The organism is Phycicoccus sp. (genome assembly GCF_035325325.1).
Lineage (GTDB): Bacteria > Actinomycetota > Actinomycetes > Actinomycetales > Dermatophilaceae > Phycicoccus.
In genome coordinates this window covers 72,747-93,756 of record NZ_DAOLAC010000006.1, presented here as the reverse complement: position 1 = coordinate 93,756, position 21,010 = coordinate 72,747, and the positions used below count along the sequence as shown (strand labels likewise).

Below are 21,010 nucleotides of genomic sequence, written 5' to 3'. Positions count from 1 at the left end.
CCTTGCCTCAGGCCGCCCGCTGGCGGGGGACGAGGACCTCCTCGTAGATGAGGAGCAGCCCGGCCGCGACCGGGATGGCGAGGAGCGCGCCGAGGACCCCGAGCAGCGCCCCGCCGGCGAGGGCGGCGATGACGGTGACGGTGCCCGGGACCGAGACGGTCTGGCGCATGATGCGCGGAGCGATCGCGTAGTTCTCGATCTGCTGGTAGACGACGTAGTACACGAGGGCGATGAGCGCCTTGCGCGGCTCGTCGAAGAACGCGACGAGGCACACGACGCCCGCCCCGAGCGAGGCGCCGACCATCGGCACGAGGCCGAGCAGGCCGACGGCGACGGCGAGCACGGCGGCGTAGGGGATGCCGACGAGCGACATCATGACCCACGACATCGCGGCGTTGAAGGTGGCGATGACGACCTGGCCGATCGCGTACGACCCGACCCGCCGCATGATCTCCTCCGACAGCGAGGCGACGCGGGCGCGCCGCGAGGACGGCACGAGTGCGTAGGCGGCGAGCTTGACCCGGGGGAGCGAGGCCAGGAGGTAGAGGGTGAGCACGAGGACGGTGAGGACCTGGAACACCCCGCTGATCACCGCCTTGCCCGCGCCCAGGATGCCGCCGAGCACCCCGCCGACGAAGGACTGGTCGGTGAGCTTGGCGGTCACCTCGGCCCGGATCTTGTCGACGACGTCGTAGTTCCGGTCGAGCTCGCGGACCCAGCGGGCGTCGAGGAGGTTCTGCACGTACTGCGGTGCCTGTTCGGCGAGGGCCGTGCCCTGGCTGGCCACCGGCGGGACGACGACGAAGCCGATGAGGACGAAGACGACGAGCAGGCCGAGGAAGACGGTGGCCACGGCGAGGCCGCGCGGGACGTGCCGGGCGAGCGCCTTGACGACGGGCTCGAGGGCCAGCGCGAGGAAGAAGGCGACGAGGAGGATGCTCAACGTCGTCGCGAGCCGGCCCAGCGTGGTCCACAACCCGACGGCCAGGAGGGCTCCGGTCGCCCCGAAGAAACCGATGTAGAAGGGTGAGTGCCGGTTGAGCGGCTGGCCCACGGCGCCGAACCGGAGCAGGGCGGCGGTGTCGGCGTCGAGCGTCGGCGGGCCGGCGTCCCCGCCGTCGGCGGCGGGGGCGATGTGCCCGCTGCGCTCGAGCGTGAGTCGCTGGCGGCGCCGGTACTCGCCCCACCGGGACACCGGGCCCCACACCGTCGTCAGCCGCACCAGACACCTCCGGCCCTCACCCTAGTGGCGGGGGAGGGCCGCAGGAGGCGGGTCGGCGGCGTGCCGCTCAGGCGTCGCGGAACCGGTTGATCTCGGCCTCGAAGCGGGCCCGCTTCTCCGGGTCGCTGACCCCGAGGCCCTCCTCCGGGGAGAGCGTCAGGACGCCGACCTTGCCCTGGTGGGCGTTGCGGTGGACGTCGAGCGCCGCCTGCCCGACGTCCTCGAGCCGGTAGGTCTTGGACAGGGTCGGGTGCACGATGCCGCGGTCGACCAGGTCGTTGGCCTCCCACGCCTCGCGGTAGTTCGCGAAGTGCGAGCTGACGATGCGCTTGAGGTTCATCCAGAGGTAGCGGTTGTCGTACTCGTGCAGGTACCCCGACGTCGACGCGCACGTGACGATCGTGCCGCCCTTGCGCGCCACGTAGACGCTCGCGCCGAAGGTCTCGCGGCCCGGGTGCTCGAAGACGATGTCGACGTCGTGCCCACCGGTCAGCTCGCGGATCCGCTTGCCGAGGCGCTGCCACTCCTTCGGGTCCTGGGCGGTGCCCTCCTCGTTCCAGAACCGGTAGCCCTCGGCGGAGCGGTCGATGATCAGCTCGGCCCCCATCGCCCGGCAGATCTCGGCCTTCTCGGGCGAGGAGACGACGCAGATGGGGGTGGCGCCGCCGGCCAGCGCCATCTGGGTGGCGTACGAGCCCAGCCCACCGCTCGCCCCCCAGACGAGCACCCGGTCGCCAAGCTTCATCTGGGCGCCGTGCTTGGAGACCAGCTGGCGGTACGCGGTGCTGTTGACGAGGCCGGGCGAGGCAGCCTCCTCCCACGACAGGTGCGCGGGCTTCGGCATCAGCTGGTTGGCCTTGACGACCGCGAGCTCGGCGAGGCCGCCGAAGTTGGTCTCGAAGCCCCAGATCCGCTGCTGCGGGTCCATCATCGTGTCGTCGTGGCCCTCGGCGTCCTCGAGCTCGACCGAGAGGCAGTGCGCGACCACCTCGGTGCCGGCCTTCCACTTCGTGACGCCGGGACCGGTGCGCAGGACCACGCCGGCGAGGTCGGAGCCGACGACGTGGTACGGCAGGTCGTGGCGCTTGGCGAACTCGGAGGTGCGCCCGTACCGCTCGAGGAAGCCGAAGGTCGAGACCGGCTCGAAGATCGAGGTCCACACGGTGTTGTAGTTGATGGCGCTGGCCATCACGGCGACGAGCGCCTCGCCCGGTGCGAGCTCGGGGACGGGGACCTCGTCGATGTGGAGGGACCGGCGGGGGTCCTTCTCCTTCGTCGTCAGGCCCTCGAACATCCCGACCTCGTCCTTGTGGACGGTGGCGCCCCGGTAGGACTCGGGGACGGCCAGGCCGGCGTAGGTCTCGGGGCTGCGGTCACCGGAGAGGATGGCCTCGCGGATCTGCTCCATGGGGTCGTGCTCCTTCGGCGGGGCTCGGGGACACCTGCCCGGTGAACCTACTGAACGCCCCTACCCGCCGGTACCGCCTGAGACGGCAGTCACCCGTGACCCTGCTCACGGCGGGCCGGGACGGGCCGGCGACGCGTTGGATACGGTGCCGGTGTGCCTCCCGCCCCGCTGACCCGCCGAGCGCTCGTGCTCGGCGGCGGGGGACGGGTCCTCGCCGGGGGCGCGGTCGGTGGGGTGGCCCTCGACCGCGCGCGCCGGGCCGAGGTGCCCCTCTACAGCGAGACCGTCGCCTTCGCCGCCACCGGTGAGCGAGAGCTGGTCCCGGCGGGGCGGGCCGACCTCCTCGTCCCCGGCACCCGGGTCCTCGCGGCACGCCCGGGGACCGCGCGGCTCGTCGAGGACGAGCGGGCCTGGCTCGAGGGCTGTGCCCGGTGGGCCGCGCCCGGTGCCGCCGGTTCCGACGACCTCCTGCACTCGGCGCTGCTCGACCTGCGGGCCCTCACCGACGGGCTGCCGGTCTCGGTGGCCGGGTGGTCGCCGCGGTGGCGCTACGCGTGGCCCCGGGACGTCGCGTTCGTGGCCTCGGCGCTCGCCCGGCTCGGCCGGCCCGCGGAGGCCGCGACCCAGCTCGGCTGGCTCCAGGAGGTGCAGCGCGACGACGGCTGGTTCGAGGCCCGGTACGAGCCGACCACCGGTCACCGCCCGGACGACCGCCCCCCGCAGCTCGACGGCTGCGGCTGGGTGCTGTGGGCCACCGACGAGCTGGCGACCCACGCGCCGGAGCGGGCCGCCGAGCTCGTCGCACCGCTGCGCGGCCTGCTCGTCCGCAGCACGAACCTGCTCCTCACGGTGCGCGACCCGGCCACCGGGCTCCCCCCGCCGTCCTCGGACTACTGGGAGCTCGTCGAGGACCAGCTGACCCTCGGCACGGCGGCCGTCGTGCTCGCCGGGCTCCGGTGCGCCGCACGGGTGCTCCCGCTCGTCGGGGAGCTCGCGCTCGCCGACCGGGCGGAGGACGCGGCGCACCGGCTCGCGTCGCCCCTCCACGACGCGTTCGGGCGCGAGGGGTACCCGCGGCACGTCGGAGGGCTCCCGGACGCGGCGGTCACCTTCCTCGTCGCGCCGATCGGGGCCGCGACCCCGGAGATGGCCGTCCTCCAGGCCATCGACCGCGCGCAGACCGCGATGGCCCGCCCCGCCGGCGGTCTGGCCCCGGGCGCCGCCTGGAAGCAGGACGGCATCAGCTGGACCCCGGAGACGGCCCTCTTCGCCTCGGCGTGGGCGAGCACCGGCCACCGGGGGAAGGCCCACCCTCTCCTCGACTGGCTCGGACGGCACCGCACGACGGCGGGGGCCTTCCCCGAGAAGGTGCTCCACGACGGCCGCCCCGCCGCGGTCGCGCCCCTGGCGTGGACGGCCGCCCTCGTCGTCATCGCCCGGCACGAGCTGGCCCGCGGATGAGCCGCGCCCTCGCCCGCCGGCTCGGCGTCGTCCTGCTCACCCTCGCGGTGCTCGCCGGCGTCGGTGCGCCCGCGTCGGCCGCCGGGCGGCCCGGCGCCGGGGCGGACGAGCCGGAGGTCGTGGTCGTCGGGGCCCCTGGGCTCGTGTGGTCCGACCTCGACCCCCGCACCACCCCGGTGCTCTGGCGGCTCGCCGGCGAGAGCGCGGTCGGCTCGCTCACCGTGCGCTCGGTCCGCTCGCGCACCTGCGAGGTCGACGGCTGGCTCACCCTCTCCGCCGGGCGACGGGCCGCCGACGTCCCGGGCCCGTGCCGGACCCCGGCCGGCGTGGCGCAGAGCCGGGTCGCCGACTGGGACGAGTACGTCGCGGCCGCCCGGGCGGCGTCGTACGGTGCCGTCCCGGGGACGCTCGGGCAACGGCTGGCGGCCACCGGGACGTGCGTCTCCGCCGTCGGGGCGGCCGCCGCGATCGCCGCCGCCGACGAGCAGGGCCGCGTCTCCGTGGGCGCGTGCCCGCTCACGCTGACCGGCGTGCCGTCGCTGCCCGAGGGAGCGGGGCGACCGGCCGCCCTGCGCGCCCTCGACCGGCTCGTCGCCCGGGTGGCGTCCGCCGGGTCGCCGCGGACGCTCCTCGTCGCCGGCCTCGCCGACGGCGACTCGACCATCCGCCCCCGGGCGGTCCTCCTCGCGGGACCCGACGTCGCCCGCGGCACCCTCACCTCGCCGTCGACGCGGCAGCCCGGGCTGGTCCAGCTGCAGGACCTCACCGCCACCCTGCTGCAGCACTTCGGGGCGGACCCGACCGAGCTCGCCGGGCGCCCGGTGACGGTCGACGCCTCGAGCGCCCCGGCCGCCGAACGCGTGGCCGAGCGGGTCGGGTTCGAGGACCGGGCGGCGACGATGCGCGCGGTGAGCCCGCAGGTCACCGGGTGGCTGGCGACGCTGTTCGCCGCCTGGTGCGTCCTCGTCGCCGCACTCGGGTGGCGCCGGAGGGAGGCCGGCGACCCGCCTCCGTGGCTCGGCGTCGCCGGCGTGGCCCTGGCCGCCGTGCCGGTCTCGACCTTCGTCGCCAACCTCGTCCCGTGGTGGTCGGTCGGGCCGCCTGCAGCGACGTTCGTCGCCGTCCTCGTGCTCGTCGCGGCGGCGCTCACCGCGCTCTCGCTCGCCGCCGGGCGGCGGTGGCCGCTGGGCGCCGCGGGGGTGCTCGCGGTCGTCACCCTGCTCGTCCTCGGCGGCGACGTCCTCACCGGATCCCGCCTCCAGCTGGCATCGGTCTTCGGGCAGAACCCGACGGTCGGGGGTCGCTTCTACGGCTTCGGCAACACGAGCTACGCCCTCTACGGGCTGGCCGTCCTCACCGCCGTCACCGTCGTCGCCCTCGCTCCGCGGCCGGGCCGCTGGCGGGCGGTGGGTCTCGGCGCGCTCGTCCTCGTCGTCGCGGTCGGGCTCGAGGGCCACCCGTCGCTCGGCGCGGACTTCGGCGGGCCGCCCGGGCTCGTCCTCGGCGGGCTGCTCGTCCTCGCCGTGGCGGCCGGTGTCCGGCTCACCGTGGGGCGCGTGCTCCTCGCCGGGGCCGGCGTCGTCCTGCTGACGAGCGCCCTGGCCGTCCTCGACTGGCTGCGCCCGGAGCAGTCGCGCACCCACCTCGGCGAGTTCGTCCAGACCGTCCTCGACGGCGGCGCCGACGAGGTGGTGGGACGCAAGCTCGCCCAGAACCTCAGCAACCTCGGCTCCCCGCCGCTGCTGGCCATCGCCGCGGGGGCCGTCCTCGTCCTCGTGGTCGCCCACCGGACCGGGTGGAGACCGCATGCCCCCGGGGGAACCCTGCTGCGGGCTGCGCTCGTTCTCGGCGTGGTCGGCTTCGCGGTCAACGACTCCGGGCTCGTGGTCCCGGACTTCGTGCTCCTGCCGCTGCTGCCCCTGCTCGCGGTCGCGGGCACCGACGTGCGGAAGGAGTCCACGGGATGGAGCGCAGCGCCCGGCGGGCGGCCCTCGGGGTCGCCGGGGTCGCCCTCGTCGGAGGGTTCGTCGCCGGCTGGCGGCTGACGGCGAACGGCTGGGGGAACCTGTACTACGCCGGGATCGCGGTCACCGGGGCAGCCCACCCGGCCGCCGGCTTCTTCGCCAGCCTCGAGCCCTCGTCGGTCGTCAGCACGGACAAGCCCCCGCTCGGGCTGTGGCCGATGATGCTCGCCGTGCGCCTCCTCGGCGCGCACCCGCTCGCCGTCCTGCTGCCGCAGCTGCTCGAGACGGTGGCCGCCGTCGTCGTGCTCGGGGCGACGGTCTGGTGGGCCGGCCGGGGGAGGGCGGCCGTCGTCGCCGCCCTCCTGCTCGCGGCCGGTCCGGTCACCTTCGCGCTGGCCCGGTTCGACGACCCCGACACGATGCTCCTCCTCGCCTCGGTCGTCGTCGCGTACGCGGTCGTCCGCGCGGCCGCGGACCCGCGGAAGCGCTGGTTGGTCCTCCTCGGCGCGGCGCTCGGGGCGGCGTTCCTCACCAAGTGGCTCGCCGGGCTCGTCGTCGTGCCGGCGGTGGCCTGGGCGCTCTGCGGCCCGACCGCCGGCCGGCGCACCCGGGCGGTCCTCGTCACCGCCACCGCGGCCGTCGTCTCCGGGACGTGGTGGGTCGGCGTCCTCGCGGTGCTCGGTCCCGACCGCCGCCCCTACGCCGACTCCTCCTCGGGCAGCCTGCTCCACCTCGTGCTCGGGTCGAACGGGGTCTCCCGGCTCTCCGGGGACGGCGGCGGTGCGATCTCCGGCCACCCCGGGCCGTGGCGCCTGCTCCTGCCGCCGTTCGCCGACCAGAGCGCGTGGTACCTCCCGGCCGCGCTCGTCGCCGCCGCACTGCTCCTGCTCGACCGCGCCGCCCGGTCCGGCGCCGTCGGGGGGTCCGGGCCCGGCTCGCCGGCGTGGCGGGCCGCGGTCCGGCTGTTCGGCGGCTGGCTCGTCGTCGCCGCCGTCCTCTTCAGTGCGATGGGCGGGGCCATGCACCCGTACTACACGAGCTACCTCGCCGCACCGGCCGCCGCCCTCCTCGGCCTCGCCGCCGCCCGGGTCGGGCGCGGGTGGGCGAGCTGGCGGCCGATCCTCCTCGTGCTCGTCGCGGGCACCACCGGCGCCCTCGCGCTCGGGGCGACCGGCCGGTCGCTCGCCGGGCTCGCCGGCGTCGCCGTGGCGGCGGCGGTCCTCGCCGCCGTCGGGCTGGCCGGCCGCACCCGCCGCGGCGCGGTCGTGGGCGGGGTGGCCGCGCTCGTGGCGGTCCTCGTGGGACCGGCGGCGACCGACTGGGCGACGCTGCACGTCGTCGTCAACGGTGCCGCCCCGGGGGCCGGCTGGTCGCAGCACGGCGTCTCGTCGGTGCCGCCCGCCGCACTCGTCGCGTTCCTCCGGGCCGGCCGCGGCGACGCGACCTGGGCGGCGGCCGTCCCGGAGGCGACCCCCGCGGCCCAGCTGCAGCTCGCGAGCGGCCTGCCGGTGCTCCCGATCGGCGGCTTCACCGGGGCCGCGGCGGCACCGTCGACCGCGCAGCTCGCCCGGTTCGTCGAGCAGGGCCGGCTGCGCTACCTCGTGCTCGAGGGGCGCTACCGCACCGACCCGGCCGGCACGCCGGCGGGGCTCGCCGGACGCCCGGTGGCCACGGTCGTCGACTGGGCCCGGGCCAGGGCCTGCCCGGAGCGCGTCGCGGGGGTCACCGTCCTCGACCTCGGCGACCCCGGCTGCGTCGCACGCCGCTAGGGCGTGGCGGCCGGCTCGACGAGCTCGACGAGGATGCCGCCGGCGTCCTTCGGGTGGACGAAGTTGACCCGGCTGTCGCTCGTCCCGCGCCTCGGCGTCTCGTAGAGCAGCCGCATCCCGCGCTCCCGGAGGGTGGCGCAGACGGCGTCGAGGTCCTCGACGCGGTAGGCGAGCTGCTGGATGCCCGGGCCGCTGCGCTCGAGGAACTTCGCGATCGTCGACTCCTCCGACAGCGGCGCGAGCAGCTGGATGCACGAGCCGGAGTCGCCGACGCCCATCATCGCCTCGCGGACGCCCTGCTCCTCGTTGCGCTCCTCGTGGAGCTTGCGCATCCCGTAGGTGCGCTCGTAGAAGGCGACGGCCTCGTCGAGGTCGCGCACGGCGACACCGACGTGGTCGATGGCGGTGAAGAGGTCGGAGGCGGTCATGCCGCCAGCGTAGGTCGGGGCGGCCGGCCGGCACGGGGGACGGTGGCGAGAGTCACCGTGCCGGGGGGTCGGCACCACCGGAGGCCGCGGTCTAGCATCGAGAGGATCCCCCCGACCCGACCACGGAGGCCACCGCATGTCCACCGACCCGACCGTCATCGTCGCCGGCGCCCGCACCCCGATGGGGCGGATGAGCGGCTCCCTCAAGGGCTTCAGCGGGTCCGACCTCGGGGGCTTCGCGATCAAGGGGGCGCTGGAGAAGGCCGGGGTGTCCCCCGAGCAGGTCGACTACGTGATCATGGGCCAGGTCCTCACCGCGGGCGAGGGGCAGATCCCGGCCCGCCAGGCCGCCAGCAAGGCCGGCATCCCGATGTCGGTGCCGGCGCTCACCGTCAACAAGGTCTGCCTCTCCGGCATCGACGCCATCGCGCTCGCCGACCAGCTGATCCGCGCCGGTGAGTTCGACGTCGTCGTCGCCGGGGGCCAGGAGTCGATGACCAACGCACCGCACCTGCTCGAGAAGAGCCGCGACGGCTACAAGTACGGCGACGTCACCCTCCACGACCACATGGCGCAGGACGGCCTCTGGGACGCCTTCACCGACCAGGCGATGGGACTGCTCACCGAGACCGCCAACACCGGCGACCTCGCCTTCACCCGCGAGGAGCAGGACGAGTTCTCGGCCCGCAGCCACCAGCTCGCGGCGCGCGCGTGGAAGGACGGCCTCTTCGACGACGAGGTCGTCACGGTGAGCATCCCGCAGCGCCGTGGCGAGCCGGTCGAGTTCAAGACCGACGAGGGCATCCGCCCCGACACCACGACCGAGTCCCTCGGTGGCCTGCGGCCCGCGTTCCGCAAGGACGGCACCATCACCGCCGGCTCGGCCTCGCAGATCAGCGACGGTGCCGCCGCCGTCGTCGTCATGAAGCGCTCGAAGGCCGAGGAGCTCGGCCTCGACTGGCTCGCCGAGATCGGCGCGCACGGCGTCGTCGCCGGCCCCGACTCCACGCTGCAGAGCCAGCCGGCCCGAGCCATCGCGAAGGCCTGTGCGCGAGAGGGCATCTCGCCCACCGACCTCGACCTCGTCGAGATCAACGAGGCGTTCGCGGCGGTCGGCCTCGCCTCGACCAAGGAGCTCGGCCTCGACCCCGAGAAGGTCAACGTCAACGGCGGCGCCATCGCCCTGGGCCACCCGATCGGGATGTCCGGCGCGCGCATCACCCTCCACCTCGCGCTCGAGCTCAAGCGGCGCGGCGGGGGCGTCGGCGCCGCGGCCCTGTGCGGCGGTGGAGGCCAGGGCGACGCGCTCGTCGTCAAGGTCCCGGCGCAGGGCTGACCCCCTGGCCGCGGCGCGCGACGTCGACGTCCCCTCCCTCGTCGCCGCGGCGCGGGAGGGGAGCCCGCGCGCCGTCGCCCGGCTCATCTCGCTCGTCGAGGACGCCCATCCGGCCCTGCGGGAGGTGATGGTCGCGCTCGCCGGGGACACCGGCCGGGCGCACGTCGTGGGGATCACCGGGGCGCCCGGCGTCGGCAAGTCGACGACGACGAACGCGCTCGTCACGGCGCTGCGGGCGCGCGGCGACCGGGTCGGGGTGCTCGCCGTCGACCCGTCCTCGCCGTTCTCCGGCGGCGCGCTGCTCGGCGACCGGATCCGGATGTCCGAGCACGCTGCCGACCCCGAGGTGTTCATCCGCTCGATGGCCTCGCGCGGGCACCTCGGTGGGCTGTCGTGGGCGGCGCCCCAGGCCCTGCGGGTCCTCGACGCCGCGGGCTGCGACGTCGTCCTCCTGGAGACGGTCGGGGTCGGGCAGAGCGAGGTCGAGGTCGCGGGGACGGCCGACACGACGGTCGTCGTCCTGGCGCCGGGGCTGGGTGACGGCGTCCAGGCCGCGAAGGCCGGCATCCTCGAGGTCGCCGACGTGCTCGTCGTCAACAAGGCCGACCGCGAGGGCGCCTCGGGCACGACCCGCGACCTGCGGCACGTGGTCGCGATGGCCGCCCGTGACGAGTCCGACTGGCGCCCACCGGTGGTCCGCACCGTCGCGACGTCGGGGGAGGGGGTCGCCGAGCTGCTCGGCGCGATCGACGGGCACCGTCGCCACCTCGGCGACGAGGGGCTGCGCAGGCGCCGCCTGCACCGCGCGGCCCGCGAGGTGGAGGGTCTGGCGCTCGAGGTGCTCCGGGCCAGGGTCGGCGGTCTCGACGGTGGGGACCGCCTCGACGCCCTCGCGGCCGAGGTGGTCGACGGCCGCACCGACGCCTGGTCGGCCGCGGACCGGCTGGTCGAGGCGGCCGGCGGGGGGCCGCCACGCCCCCCCCCCCCGCGAAGCCCAAGCGGCGCGGCGCGGAGGGCGGGCCCCGCCCCCACGCCGGGCCGGCCGCGGGCGGGGGGGGGGGGGGGGGGGGCGGCGGCCCGCCACGCCCGACCTCTCCGAGAAGCCCACGCTGCGCGGCGAGAAGGTCGTGCTCCGCCCGCTCGTCGGTGACGACGCGCCGGCGATGGCCGAGATCCTCTCCGACCCCGAGGTGCGCCGGCTCACCGGCAGCGTTGGGACGACGGCGGAGGCGCAGCGGCCCCAACCCCTCGACGACGGCCTGCGCCAGTGGTACGCGACGCGCTCGCAGCAGCCGGACCGGCTCGACCTCGCCGTCGTCGACGCCGAGTCCGGCCGGGTCGTCGGCGAGGTGGTCCTCAACGAGTACGACGACGGCGGCCGGACGACGAACCTGCGCTGCCTCCTCGGGCCCGAGGGCCGCGGGCGAGGGCTCGGCACCGAGGCCGTGTGGCTGCTCTGCCGGTACGCCTTCGCCGTCGGCATCGAGCGGGTCACCCTCGAGGTCTTCGAGTTCAACCCGCGCGCCCGGCACGTCTACGAGAAGGTCGGCTTCGTCCCGACCGGGGTGCGCCCGCAGGCCCTCCTCTTCGACGGCGTCGAGGTCGCGGCCCTCGACATGGAGCTCACCCCCCGGGCCCTCAGCTCGTCGGGTCGCTGACGAGCGACTCGGGGTTCTCGAGCTCCTCGAACGGGATCGGGTCGGGCACCCCGGCCGTGATGCGGCTGCCGTCCGCCCGCACCCCGCCGAGGCGGGGCCGCTTCGGGAGCAGGCCGTCGACCCGTGGGCCCTGGCCGTCGAGGACGACGCACACCGGGTCGCCCGGCGCCACGGAGTGCTCGGTGCCGCGGACGGTCACCGGCACCGGCCCCTCGCCCTCCTCGACCTCCATCCGCAGCTCGGACGCGGTGAGCCGGAACCGGACCCGCGTGCCCCGCCACGTGAGGCGGAAGGTGAGCGACTCCCACGCCGCCGGCAGCCGCGGGTCGAGGACGAGCCGGCCGCCGTGGTCGCGCATCCCGCCGAAGCCGCCGACCAGCGCCGCCCACACGCCGCCGGCCGAGGCGATGTGCAGCCCGTCGACCGTGTTGTCGTGGAGGTTGGCGAGGTCGACGTAGAGCGCCTCGTGGAAGTACTCGAGCGCCGCCTGGTGGTAGCCGACCTCGGCGGCGACGACCGACTGCACGACCGCGGAGAGCGTGCTGTCACCGGTGGTGATGGGGTCGTAGTACTCGAAGTCCGCGCGCTTCTCCTCGGCGGTGAAGCGGTCGCCCTGGAGGTAGAGGGCGAGGACGACGTCGGCCTGCTTGAGCACCTGGAACCGGTAGATGACGAGCGGGTGGTAGTGGAGCAGCAGGGGACGCACCGACGCCGGGGTGCGGCTGAGGTCCCACACCTCCCGGTCGAGGAAGAAGTCGTCCTGCGGGTGGATGCCCAGGCCCTCGTCGAACGGGATGTGCATGCCCGCGGCACAGCGCCGCCACTCGGTGACCTCGTCGTCGGTGACCTCGAGCCGCCGCGCGAGGCGGGCCCAGTCCTCCGGGCGCTCCTCGCGCAGCCGCTCCGCCGCCGCGGCCGCGTGCTCGAGGTTGGAGCGGGCCATGACGTTGGTGAACAGGTTGTTGTTGACGACCGTCGTGTACTCGTCCGGGCCGGTCACGCCGTGGATGTGGAAGCTGGCGGTGCCGTTGCTGCGCCAGAAGCCGAGGTCGGCGTAGAGGCGCGCGGTCTCGACGAGGATCGCCATGCCGTGCCGGACGAGGAAGTCGACGTCGCCGGTGGCGGCGAGGTACTGGGCGAGCGCGTGCGCGACGTCGGCGTCCAGGTGCACCTGGGCGGTGCCGGCGGCGTAGTAGGCCGAGGCCTCCTCGCCGTTGATCGAGCGCCACGGGAAGAGGGCTCCGCGCTGCGACATCTCGCGGGCCCGGTCGCGGGCCGCCGGCAGCATGAGGCTGCGGAAGTGGAGGAGGTTCCGCGCCGCGTCGGGCTGGGTGTAGGTGAGGAACGGGGCGACGTAGACCTCGCTGTCCCAGAAGTAGTGCCCCTCGTAGCCGGAGCCGGTGACGCCCTTGGCAGGGACGCCCTGCCGGTCGGCGCGCGCGCTGGCCTGGGCGAGCGAGAAGAGGTTGTAGCGGACCGCCTGCTGCACGGCGGCCCGGTGCTCGTCGGCGGTGTCGACCTCGACGTCGCTGGCGGCCCAGAACCGGTCGAACCAGGCCCGCTGGCGGGCATGGTGCTCGACGACCGGGTGCTTGCCGGCCCGGTCGAGCGTGCGCTCGCAGCGGTCGGCCAGCTCGCGCACCGGCAGGCTGCGCGAGGTGTGGTAAGCGACGAGCTTCTCGAAACGCACCGTGCGTCCCTCGCGCGCCTCGACGCGGTAGACCGCCTTCGCGAGGTCGTCCTCGGCCCGCACGACGACCTCGGAGTCGTCGGGGACCTCGACCCGGTGGTCGGCGACGGCGGTCACCGTCATCCCGGAGTTCGCGCAGCGGTACCCGAGGGCGAGCCGGTCCTCGCTCGCCGCGTGCAGCCGGGGGAGCAGGACGCGGCCGCGGAACGCGCCGGCCTTGCGCGGGTCGACCATGGCGACCCTGGTGTGCGCCGGCTCGTGGTACTCGTCCTCGCCGTCCTGGCGGTTGAGCAGCTGGGAGGAGACGACCACCGGGGCGTCGCCGTCGAGCATCGTCACCTCGAGCGTGATCACCGCGAGGTGGCGCTCGGTCATCGAGACCATCCGGGTGGAGGCGACCCGTACCCGCTTGCCCGAGGGCGTGCGCCACACGAGCGAGCGGCGCAGGATGCCGTCGCGCAGGTCGAGGCTGCGCTCGTACTCCTCGAGGTCGGCCATCCCGACGACGAGCGGCTCGTCGTCGACGTACACCTTGACCAGCTTCGCGTCCGGGACGTTGACGATGGTCTGCCCGGTGCGGGCGAAACCGTACGCGGCCTCCGCGTGCCGGATCGGCCAGGTCTCGTGGAACCCGTTGACGAACGTGCCGTGCTCGTGGACCTCGCGGCCCTCCTCGGGGTTGCCGCGCATCCCGATATAGCCGTTCGCGACGGCGAAGAGGGTCTCGGTGTGCCCGAGGTCGTCGTCGCTGGGCTCGCACTCGACGAGGCGCCACGGGTCGGCGGGGAACCGGGTGCGGTCGAGGGGGTCCGGGCCGACGGCCGTCGTCCTCACGCGAGCTCCCCGAGGTCGGCGACGACGAGGTCGGCCCCGGCGGCGGCCAGCGGCCCGGCGCCGGCGCCGCGGTCGACGCCGACGACGAGCCCGAAGCCCCCGGCCGCCCCCGCGCGCACGCCGGAGACGGCGTCCTCGACGACGACCGCCCGGGCCGGCGTCGTGCCGCACTCCGCGGCGGCGTGGAGGAAGGTGTCGGGGGCGGGCTTGCCGGCGAGGCCGAGGTCGGCGGCCACCCGACCGTCGACGACGGTGACGAAGCGGTCGGCGAGCCCCGCGGCGGCGAGCACGGCCGGGGCGTTGGCCGACGAGGAGACGACGGCGAGCCGGGTGCCGAGTGCGACGAGGCGGTCGAGGAGCGCGACCGACCCGGGGTACGGGTCGACGCCGTCACGGGCCAGGACCGTCGTGAACGCGGCGTTCTTGCGGTTGCCGAGCCCGCACATCGTCTCAGCCGACGACGGGTCGTCGGGGGAGCCCGGCGGCAGGACGATGCCGCGCGAGGCGAGGAGGTCGGCGACGCCCTCGTAACGGGGCTTGCCGTCGACGTGCGCGAAGTAGTCGGCGTCCGTGTACGGCGCGGTGTCGGCGTCCTCGAAGCCCGGCCGCGTGCGGTCGAGCCCGCGGAGGAACTCGCCGAACATCTCGGCCCACGCCGCCATGTGCACCCGGGCGGTCGGGGTGAGCACGCCGTCGAGGTCGAGGAGCACGGCGTCGTAACGCTCCCAGGCCACGGTTCTCGAGCCAGTCACCCGCCCCACGCTAGGGACATCCGGGCGAGACGCACAAACGACGCGCGGACGGGGTTCGCTAGCGTGCAGGGCGTGAGCGAGCCGGTCCGCCTCCCGTTCGACCCCATCGAGCGGGCACGTGAGCTCTGGGTGGCCCGGTGGGGCGAGGGGTCGCGGTCGGCGTCGATGGCCACCGCGACGTCGGTCATGCGCGTCCAGCAGCTCCTCCTCGCCCGGTTCGACGCCATCGCCGGTCGGCACGGGCTGACCTTCGCCCGCTACGAGGCGCTCGTCCTCCTCGCCTTCAGCCGCGAGGGGCGGTTGTCGATGTCGAAGGTCGGCGAGCGGCTCATGGTCCATCCGACGAGCGCCACCAACATCGTCCAGCGCCTCCTCGCCCAGGGCTTCGTGGAGCGCGTCCCCAACCCCGCCGACCGCCGCGGGGCCTTCGCGGTCATCACCGACGCCGGCCGGGAGGCGATGGAGGCGGTGACCGCCGACCTCGAGCAGGCCGACTTCGGGCTCGGGATGCTCGACCCGGAGCAGCACGCACTCCTGTTCTCCCTGTTGCGGGAGGTGCGTGTGGGGGCGCGCGACTTCACTCCCTGAGAGCGCGGGATTTGTCCACGGTCCGGGCGTTTGTCATCGTGGAGGGTACGCCTCGTGCCCCGGACCCCGGATCCGGTGCGCCCCGGACCCCGAAGGAAACCCTCTCGATGCTCAGGACAGTCACGCGGGTGGCCGGTGCTCTCGCCGCCCTCGTCGGGCTCGCCCTCACCGTCCTCGGTGTGTGGTTCGCGGCCGCCCTCGGCGGCAGCGGCACGGCCGAGTTCACCGCCCGCCCGGCGGCCGGCGCCCCCGTCGTCATCCCCCCCGAGGTGCTCAACCGCGTCGACGCCGACGTCGTCGTCACCGCGACGCCGACGCGCGGCGGCTCGTTGTGGATGGCCCTGGCCAACCCCTCCGACGCCACCGCCGTCCTCGGCGACTCCGCACACGTGCGGGTGAGCGGTGTCTCGGTGCGCGAGTGGCGCCTCGAGACGACGACGACCGGGTCCGGTGAGCCGCCGACCCTCGGCACCGCCGACCTCTGGCGCTCGCAGGACGACGCCGACGGACCCGTGACGATGACCGTGCACCAGCAGGACGCACCGGAGAGCGTCGTCGTCGCCGCCGGCCGGGGGTCGGTCGCGTCCGTGACCCTCCGCGTCGTCGACAAGCGCTGGTTCGTCGAGTCGGTCGTCGCGGTCCTCGTCGGGCTCTTCCTCGTCGCGGCCGGCGTCGTCGCGCTCTGGCCGCGCCGTCGCCCGTCCGCCCCGCTCGCCCCGACCGACGAGGAGGTCGCCCGATGACCCGTGCCACCCGCCGCCCGACCACCCGGCCGACCCGCCGCCACGCGCTGACCGCCGCGGCGCTGGGCCTCGCCCTCGCGACGACGGGCTGCGGCGCCACGGACGCGCTCGTCGGGCTGCACGACGCCCCGTCCGAGCGCTCTACCGCCGCGCCGCTCGACGAGGAGGGTGCGACCGCGATCGCCGCCCGGCTCCTCGCCGCCGCCCGCGCGACGGCCACCGAGCCGGGCGCCACGGGGCACGCGGCCCGGGCCGCGGTGCTCGCCGGCGACGCCCTGACGATGGCCGACACCGCGGCCGCGCGCGGTGCGGTCGCGACGACGGAGGCGGGCCTGGCCAAGGGCCCCGCGCCCACGGTCCTCGCCCAGTCCCGCGGTCGTGAGTGGCCACGGGCCATCCTCGCCACGACGCTCGACGAGTCGACCTCGACCCAGTACCTCCACGTCATGGTGTCCCGCTCCCCGCAGGCCCCCTTCCGCATCGAGGCCTCGGTCCCGATGCTCGGCGGCGCGCGCCTCCCGAGCCTCGGGGGCCGCGGGGACGGGGCGCCCTTCGTGCCGGTCGAGGACGGCGAGGGGCTGCCGATCTCGCCGGCCAAGGCCTTCCAGGGCTACGCGGCCGCCCTGGGTCGCCCGGCCCCGAAGACCCCGCCGAAGGGCGTGGACGCCAAGGACTCCTTCGCCGACGCCCTGGGAGTCTCGGCGGCGGTGCAGACCAAGGCGCTCGGACGGCTCGCGACGCTCGCGCAGGTGCACACACCCGACCTGCGCCACGCCGTGGCCTTCCGCCTCGCCGGCGGTGGGGTCGTCGCCTTCGGCCTCATGCGCCGCACCGACACCATCTCGGTGCGCCCCGGGGCCAAGGAGCTCGTCCTGCCGTCGCGCTACTCCGCGCTCGTCGGCAAGAAGAAGGTGACGAAGTCCCTCAGCCTGACCAGCCTCGAGCCGATCGTCCTCGTCGTGCCCACCGAGGGTGACGCCACGGCCATCGGCGCGACCGAGCTGCTGGCCGCCGGCAAGGGCCGCTGACCCCGGTCCGGCACGAGTCCCTCCGGTGCGGGAGAATCCGACCATGACGCAGACCCCCGAGCCCGCCGGCACCCGCGGTGCCGTCGACCTGTCCGCCGTCTCGCAGCTGACGACCCCGGGTGCCGCCACCGGTGGTGGCGGCGTGCCCGCGGGGGGCGGCCGTCCCCCCGGCGCGGACGCCGCCCCCGTGCCCGCGGTCCCGGAGGGCCTCCTCGTCGAGGTCACCCCGGCGACGCTGCAGCAGGCGCTGACCCGCACCGTCCAGGTCGCGGGCCTGCTCGTCCTCTGGTCCTCCGGGCACCCGCAGACCCGCCAGCTCGTCGACACCGTCGCCCGGGTGGCCGCACGCCAGGAGGGGCGCGTCCTCGTCCTCACGGCGGACCTCACCGGCGAGCCCGAGCTGCTCCAGGCCTTCCAGCCCCTCCTCGTCCAGGCCTTCGGGCAGCCGACCGTCCCGGCGACCTTCGGGCTGCTCCAGGGCCAGCCGGTCCCGCTCTTCCCGGGCGTCGCCGACGAGCGGCAGGTGGCCGAGGCCGTCGACCAGCTGCTCCAGGCCGCGGTCCAGAACGGCATCACCGGCCGGGTCGACCTCGGCCCGCTCCCCGAGGGCGCCGAGGCCGAGGAGGAGGCCCTCTCTCCCCTGCACGAGGCCGCGTACGAGGCCATCGAGCGCGGCGACCTCCCCGCGGCGGCCACCGCCTACGAGCAGGCGCTCGCCGCCGACCCCAAGGACGAGGACGCGCGGCTCGGTCTCGCGCAGGTGCGGCTCATGGAGCGCACCGCGGGCGTCGACCCCCAGGCCGCCCGGGCGGCCGCCGCGGCCGACCCCTCCGACGTCGCCGCGGCCTGCGTCGTCGCCGACCTCGACGTCCTCGGCGGCCACGTCGAGGACGCGTTCACCCGGCTCGTCGACCTCGTCCGCACCAGCGCGGGCGAGGAGCGCGAGCAGGCGCGCACCCACCTCCTCGGGCTCTTCGACGTCGTCGGTGCCCAGGACGAGCGGGTCCGCAAGGGGCGCACCGCGCTCATGAGCGCGCTGTTCTGACGGTGCCGCCGACGCACCACGACGGCCTCGTCCGGTTCGGGCTCGACGCCGCGGACGAGGCGGTCACCGCCGTCTCGCTCGACTGCGACCCGGTGGTCCCGGGCCCCCGCGCGTTCCGGCGTGTGGGGACGGAGTGGGTCCTCGAGCTGCCGGCCCCACCGCTGGGGCGGCTCGAGTACCGCCTCGCGGTGACCCGCGGCGAGCAGACCGAGGTCGGGCCCGACCCGGCGAACCCCCGGCGGGTGGCCACGGCGTTCGGCGACCGCTCGGTCCTCGAGCTGCCCGGCTACGCCCCGCCGTGGTGGCTCGACGCCCCCGTGGTCGACGGCCGCCTCGAGCCGATGGCGGTGGCGGGCGAGACCGCCGACGACGTCCCCGTCACCGTGTGGTCACCGACGTCCCTCGGGGCCGACGAGCCGGCGCCGATGCTCCTCGTCCACGACGGGCCCGAGTACGACCTGCTCGCCGAGGTCACCCGCTACTCGGGGGCCCTCGTCGCGGCCGGGACGCTGCCCCCGCACCGGGTGGCCCTGGCCCACCCGGTCCTGCGCGACGCGTGGTACTCCGGGTCCCCGCGCTACCTGCGCACCGTCGCCGAGGCCGGGCTCGACCGGATCGCCGCGGCACACCCGGTGCGCGGCCCGGTCGTCGTCGTCGGCGCCAGCCTCGGCGGCCTCACCGCCCTCCTCCTCGCGCTCGCGGCGGCCCCCCGGGTCGGCGGCGTGCTCGCCCAGTCGGGCTCGTTCTTCCAGGTCCGCCACGACGACTCCGAGAGCGGGTTCCGGTACTTCGGGCGCATCTCCCGGGCCGTGCAGGGCGTCCTCGACGCCCGGCACGCCGAGCACCCCCTCGTCGTCGGGATGACCTGCGGCGCGCTCGAGGAGAACGCCGCGAACAACCGCGACATGGCCGCCGCCCTGCGCCGCGCGGGGCACGACGTGCGCTACCGCGAGGTCGCCGACCTGCACAACTACACCGCCTGGCGCGACGCCCTCGACCCGACGCTCACCGAGGTGCTGCGGACCCTGTGGTGCTCGGAAGGCACGGCGGGCTGAGGCCCCACTAGGGTCGGGGCGCATGGAGCAGCGCAGCGTCCGGCTCGGCGTCCCCGGGCACGACGCCGACCTCGAGGTGGTCCGCCACGGCCACTGGGGTCGCCCGGTGCTCCTCTTCCCGTCCGAGGCCGGGGGCGCCCGCGACGCCGAGGGCAACGGGATGCTCGACGCGGTCCGGCCCCTGGTCGACGCCGGGCGGGTCAGCCTCTTCTGCGTCGACTCGCTCGACGGCTGGTCGTGGTCGGACGCGTCGCTGCCCACCGAGGAGCGCGCGCGTCGCGCCGGTGCCTACACCGCCTGGCTCTCCGAGGCGGTGCTGCCGTGGGTGCAGGCCGAGACCGGCGGCTCGAGCGAGGTCGTCGCCGCCGGCCCCTCGCTGGGTGCCTACCACGCGGTCCACCTGGCCCTCACGCGCGCCGACGTCGTCCCGGTGGCCATCGGGCTGTCCGGCAACTACGACCCCTTGACGTGGAACGGCTGGGGCGAGCTCGGCGACGCCACCTACTTCGCGAACCCCACCGCCTACGTCGCCAACGCCGAGGGCGGCCACCTCGACTGGCTGCGCTCCCGGGTCTCGATCCTGCTCGTCGTCGGGCAGGGCCCCTTCGAGGTGTCGCCCACCCGCTCGCTGCCCGCCACCCGCGAGTTCGCGGAGCTGCTGTCCCGCCGGGCCATCCGCCACGAGCTCGACGTCTGGGGCCACGACAGCGCGCACGACTGGCCGTGGTGGGCGCGCCAGCTCGCGCACCACCTACCCCGATTCGCCTGACCGAGAGGACGATCCGACGTGACCGCCACCGACCATCCCGTGGGGCTCCTGCTCGGCGCCGAGGAGGACTGGCCGACCGCGTTCGAGGCGCTGGCCGCCCGGCTCGGCGTGCTCACCGCCCCGGACGGCTCCACCCACACGGTGAGCACGGAGCGGATGACCATCGAGCCGTTCAACCTGCGCGACCGGCCGCGCCACGAGCTGGTCATCGACCGGCTCGCGCACTGGTACTACCACCCGCGCGAGTGGCTCAAGAAGGTCGCCCTCATGGACGACGTCTACCTGCTCAACAGCCCGTTCACCTTCCAGTCGATGGAGAAGCACTCGGCGTACTGCGCGCTGATGCGGCTCGGGATGAACGTGCCCGAGACCGTCCTCGTCCCCTACAAGCACCCGGTCGACAACGCCCGGTGGGCCTACACCTCGGCGCGCTACAACCGCGGCTTCGACCTCGACGAGATCGCCGCGTCCCTGGGCTACCCGCTGTACATGAAGCCGTTCGACGGCGGTGGCTGGCGCGGCGTCTCGCAGGTGCGCGACCGGGAGGACCTGCACCGCGCCTACGACGACTCCGGGGAGATGCTCATGCACCTGCAGGCGTCGGTGCCCGACTACGAGCACTTCGTCCGCACGCTGACCATCGGGCCCGAGACGATGGCGATGAAGTTCCGGCCGGACGAGCCGATGCACGACCGCTACGCCGTCGTCCACGGCTTCCTCTCCGACGAGGTCGGCCGCGAGGTGGTCACGACGAGCCAGACCGTCAACGCCTTCTTCCGGTGGGAGTTCAACTCGTGCGAGATGCTCGTCAAGGACGGCGTCGTGTACCCCATCGACTACGCGAACGCCTGCCCGGACGTCGCCGTCACCTCGCTGCACTACTACTTCCCGAGGGCGATGACGGCGCTGCTGCGCTGGAGCACCTACTGCGTCGTCACCGGGCGTTCGCCGCGCCCGCACATCGACACCGCGCCGTGGTTCGCCGTCGCCGACGACCCCGCGCTCGACCACGAGGACCGGCTCGCGGCGTACCAGGCCCTGGCCGACGCGCACTTCGAGACCGAGCGGTACCGCGAGTTCTGTGCCACGACCCTGGCGCACGTGCCGGAGATGGTGCTCGACTGGGTCGCCTCCGACGACTTCCGCCGGATGCTCACCTCGACCGTCCAGCAGACCTACCCGCCCCAGGAGTGGGACCGCTTCGAGGCCCACTTCGGCGGCCTGGTCGGGCTCTGGCTCTCCGACCAGCACCGATGACGC

General features: G+C 75.2%; 17 protein-coding genes and 1 pseudogene. 13 read left to right on the top strand and 5 right to left on the bottom strand.

All coding sequences use genetic code 11. From position 1 onward, the window contains the following. Positions 1 to 7: 7 nt before the first annotated feature. A complete protein-coding gene (locus tag PKA89_RS06415) occupies positions 8 to 1,222 on the bottom strand; it encodes an AI-2E family transporter (RefSeq protein ID WP_324417731.1) in 1,215 nt (404 codons plus the stop codon). A gap of 67 nt (positions 1,223 to 1,289) precedes the next feature. Beyond that, positions 1,290 to 2,630, bottom strand: coding sequence for a crotonyl-CoA carboxylase/reductase (gene ccrA, locus PKA89_RS06410; RefSeq protein WP_324417728.1), 1,341 nt, complete (start codon positions 2,628 to 2,630; stop codon positions 1,290 to 1,292). A 153-nt stretch (positions 2,631 to 2,783) separates the two neighbouring features. Here ccrA and PKA89_RS06405 point away from each other — a divergent pair, with 153 nt between their 5' ends. The 3 genes from PKA89_RS06405 to PKA89_RS06395 are packed head-to-tail and all read left to right on the top strand — an operon-like array spanning position 2,784 to position 7,824. Then, positions 2,784 to 4,091, top strand: a complete 1,308-nt coding sequence (locus tag PKA89_RS06405; protein ID WP_324417726.1) for a hypothetical protein — start codon at positions 2,784 to 2,786, stop codon at positions 4,089 to 4,091. Continuing rightward, positions 4,088 to 6,136, top strand: a complete 2,049-nt coding sequence (locus tag PKA89_RS06400) for a hypothetical protein (protein ID WP_324417724.1) — start codon at positions 4,088 to 4,090, stop codon at positions 6,134 to 6,136. Before PKA89_RS06405 ends, PKA89_RS06400 begins: the two co-directional genes overlap by 4 nt. Beyond that, a complete protein-coding gene (locus tag PKA89_RS06395) occupies positions 6,055 to 7,824 on the top strand; it encodes a glycosyltransferase family 39 protein (RefSeq protein ID WP_324417722.1) in 1,770 nt (589 codons plus the stop codon). The genes PKA89_RS06400 and PKA89_RS06395 overlap by 82 nt, the downstream gene beginning before the upstream one ends. Here PKA89_RS06395 and mce read toward each other — a convergent pair. Beyond that, positions 7,821 to 8,252: a methylmalonyl-CoA epimerase gene (gene mce, locus PKA89_RS06390; protein ID WP_324417720.1), complete on the bottom strand. Its 432-nt coding sequence runs from the start codon at positions 8,250 to 8,252 to the stop codon at positions 7,821 to 7,823. The two genes, PKA89_RS06395 and mce, sit on opposite strands and share 4 nt — an antisense overlap. A gap of 136 nt (positions 8,253 to 8,388) precedes the next feature. Between mce and PKA89_RS06385 the strand changes: the two genes are divergently transcribed. The 3 genes and pseudogenes from PKA89_RS06385 (at position 8,389) to PKA89_RS06375 (ending at position 11,246) form a co-directional block, all read left to right on the top strand. Next, positions 8,389 to 9,588, top strand: coding sequence for an acetyl-CoA C-acetyltransferase (locus PKA89_RS06385; RefSeq protein ID WP_324417718.1), 1,200 nt, complete (start codon positions 8,389 to 8,391; stop codon positions 9,586 to 9,588). Positions 9,589 to 9,592: 4 nt separating this feature from the next. After that, positions 9,593 to 10,540 (top strand): annotated as a pseudogene (gene meaB / locus PKA89_RS06380) (methylmalonyl Co-A mutase-associated GTPase MeaB); the annotation flags it as partial. Between the two features lie 175 nt (positions 10,541 to 10,715). Beyond that, positions 10,716 to 11,246 (top strand): GNAT family protein, encoded by a 531-nt coding sequence (locus tag PKA89_RS06375; RefSeq protein WP_324417715.1) that lies wholly within the window; start codon positions 10,716 to 10,718, stop codon positions 11,244 to 11,246. Here PKA89_RS06375 and PKA89_RS06370 read toward each other — a convergent pair. Next, a complete protein-coding gene (locus PKA89_RS06370) occupies positions 11,227 to 13,770 on the bottom strand; it encodes a glycosyl hydrolase family 65 protein (protein WP_324417713.1) in 2,544 nt (847 codons plus the stop codon). The two genes, PKA89_RS06375 and PKA89_RS06370, sit on opposite strands and share 20 nt — an antisense overlap. After that, positions 13,767 to 14,522, bottom strand: a complete 756-nt coding sequence (locus PKA89_RS06365; protein WP_324417711.1) for an HAD-IA family hydrolase — start codon at positions 14,520 to 14,522, stop codon at positions 13,767 to 13,769. The genes PKA89_RS06370 and PKA89_RS06365 overlap by 4 nt, the downstream gene beginning before the upstream one ends. A gap of 72 nt (positions 14,523 to 14,594) precedes the next feature. On the opposite strand from PKA89_RS06365, the gene PKA89_RS06360 reads away from it, so the two are divergent. The 7 genes from PKA89_RS06360 to PKA89_RS06330 all read left to right on the top strand — a co-directional run bounded on the left by PKA89_RS06360 (position 14,595) and on the right by PKA89_RS06330 (position 21,007). Then, on the top strand, positions 14,595 to 15,110 hold the full coding sequence (locus PKA89_RS06360) for a MarR family transcriptional regulator (protein WP_324417708.1): 516 nt from the start codon (positions 14,595 to 14,597) through the stop codon (positions 15,108 to 15,110). A gap of 128 nt (positions 15,111 to 15,238) precedes the next feature. Further along, positions 15,239 to 15,853 carry a hypothetical protein gene (locus PKA89_RS06355; protein WP_324417706.1) on the top strand — a complete coding sequence of 205 codons (615 nt, stop codon included), beginning with the start codon at positions 15,239 to 15,241 and terminating at the stop codon, positions 15,851 to 15,853. After that, positions 15,850 to 16,881 (top strand): hypothetical protein, encoded by a 1,032-nt coding sequence (locus PKA89_RS06350; RefSeq protein ID WP_324417704.1) that lies wholly within the window; start codon positions 15,850 to 15,852, stop codon positions 16,879 to 16,881. The genes PKA89_RS06355 and PKA89_RS06350 overlap by 4 nt, the downstream gene beginning before the upstream one ends. A 43-nt stretch (positions 16,882 to 16,924) precedes the next feature. Further along, positions 16,925 to 17,926, top strand: coding sequence for a tetratricopeptide repeat protein (locus PKA89_RS06345; RefSeq protein WP_324417702.1), 1,002 nt, complete (start codon positions 16,925 to 16,927; stop codon positions 17,924 to 17,926). A gap of 2 nt (positions 17,927 to 17,928) precedes the next feature. Further along, entirely contained in the window at positions 17,929 to 18,981 is a 1,053-nt protein-coding gene (locus PKA89_RS06340) for an alpha/beta hydrolase-fold protein (protein WP_324417700.1), read from the top strand. A gap of 22 nt (positions 18,982 to 19,003) precedes the next feature. Next, a complete protein-coding gene (locus PKA89_RS06335; RefSeq protein ID WP_324417698.1) occupies positions 19,004 to 19,750 on the top strand; it encodes an alpha/beta hydrolase-fold protein in 747 nt (248 codons plus the stop codon). 18 nt (positions 19,751 to 19,768) lie between these two features. After that, a complete protein-coding gene (locus PKA89_RS06330) occupies positions 19,769 to 21,007 on the top strand; it encodes a hypothetical protein (RefSeq protein WP_324417697.1) in 1,239 nt (412 codons plus the stop codon). The last annotated feature ends 3 nt before the right edge of the window (positions 21,008 to 21,010 follow it).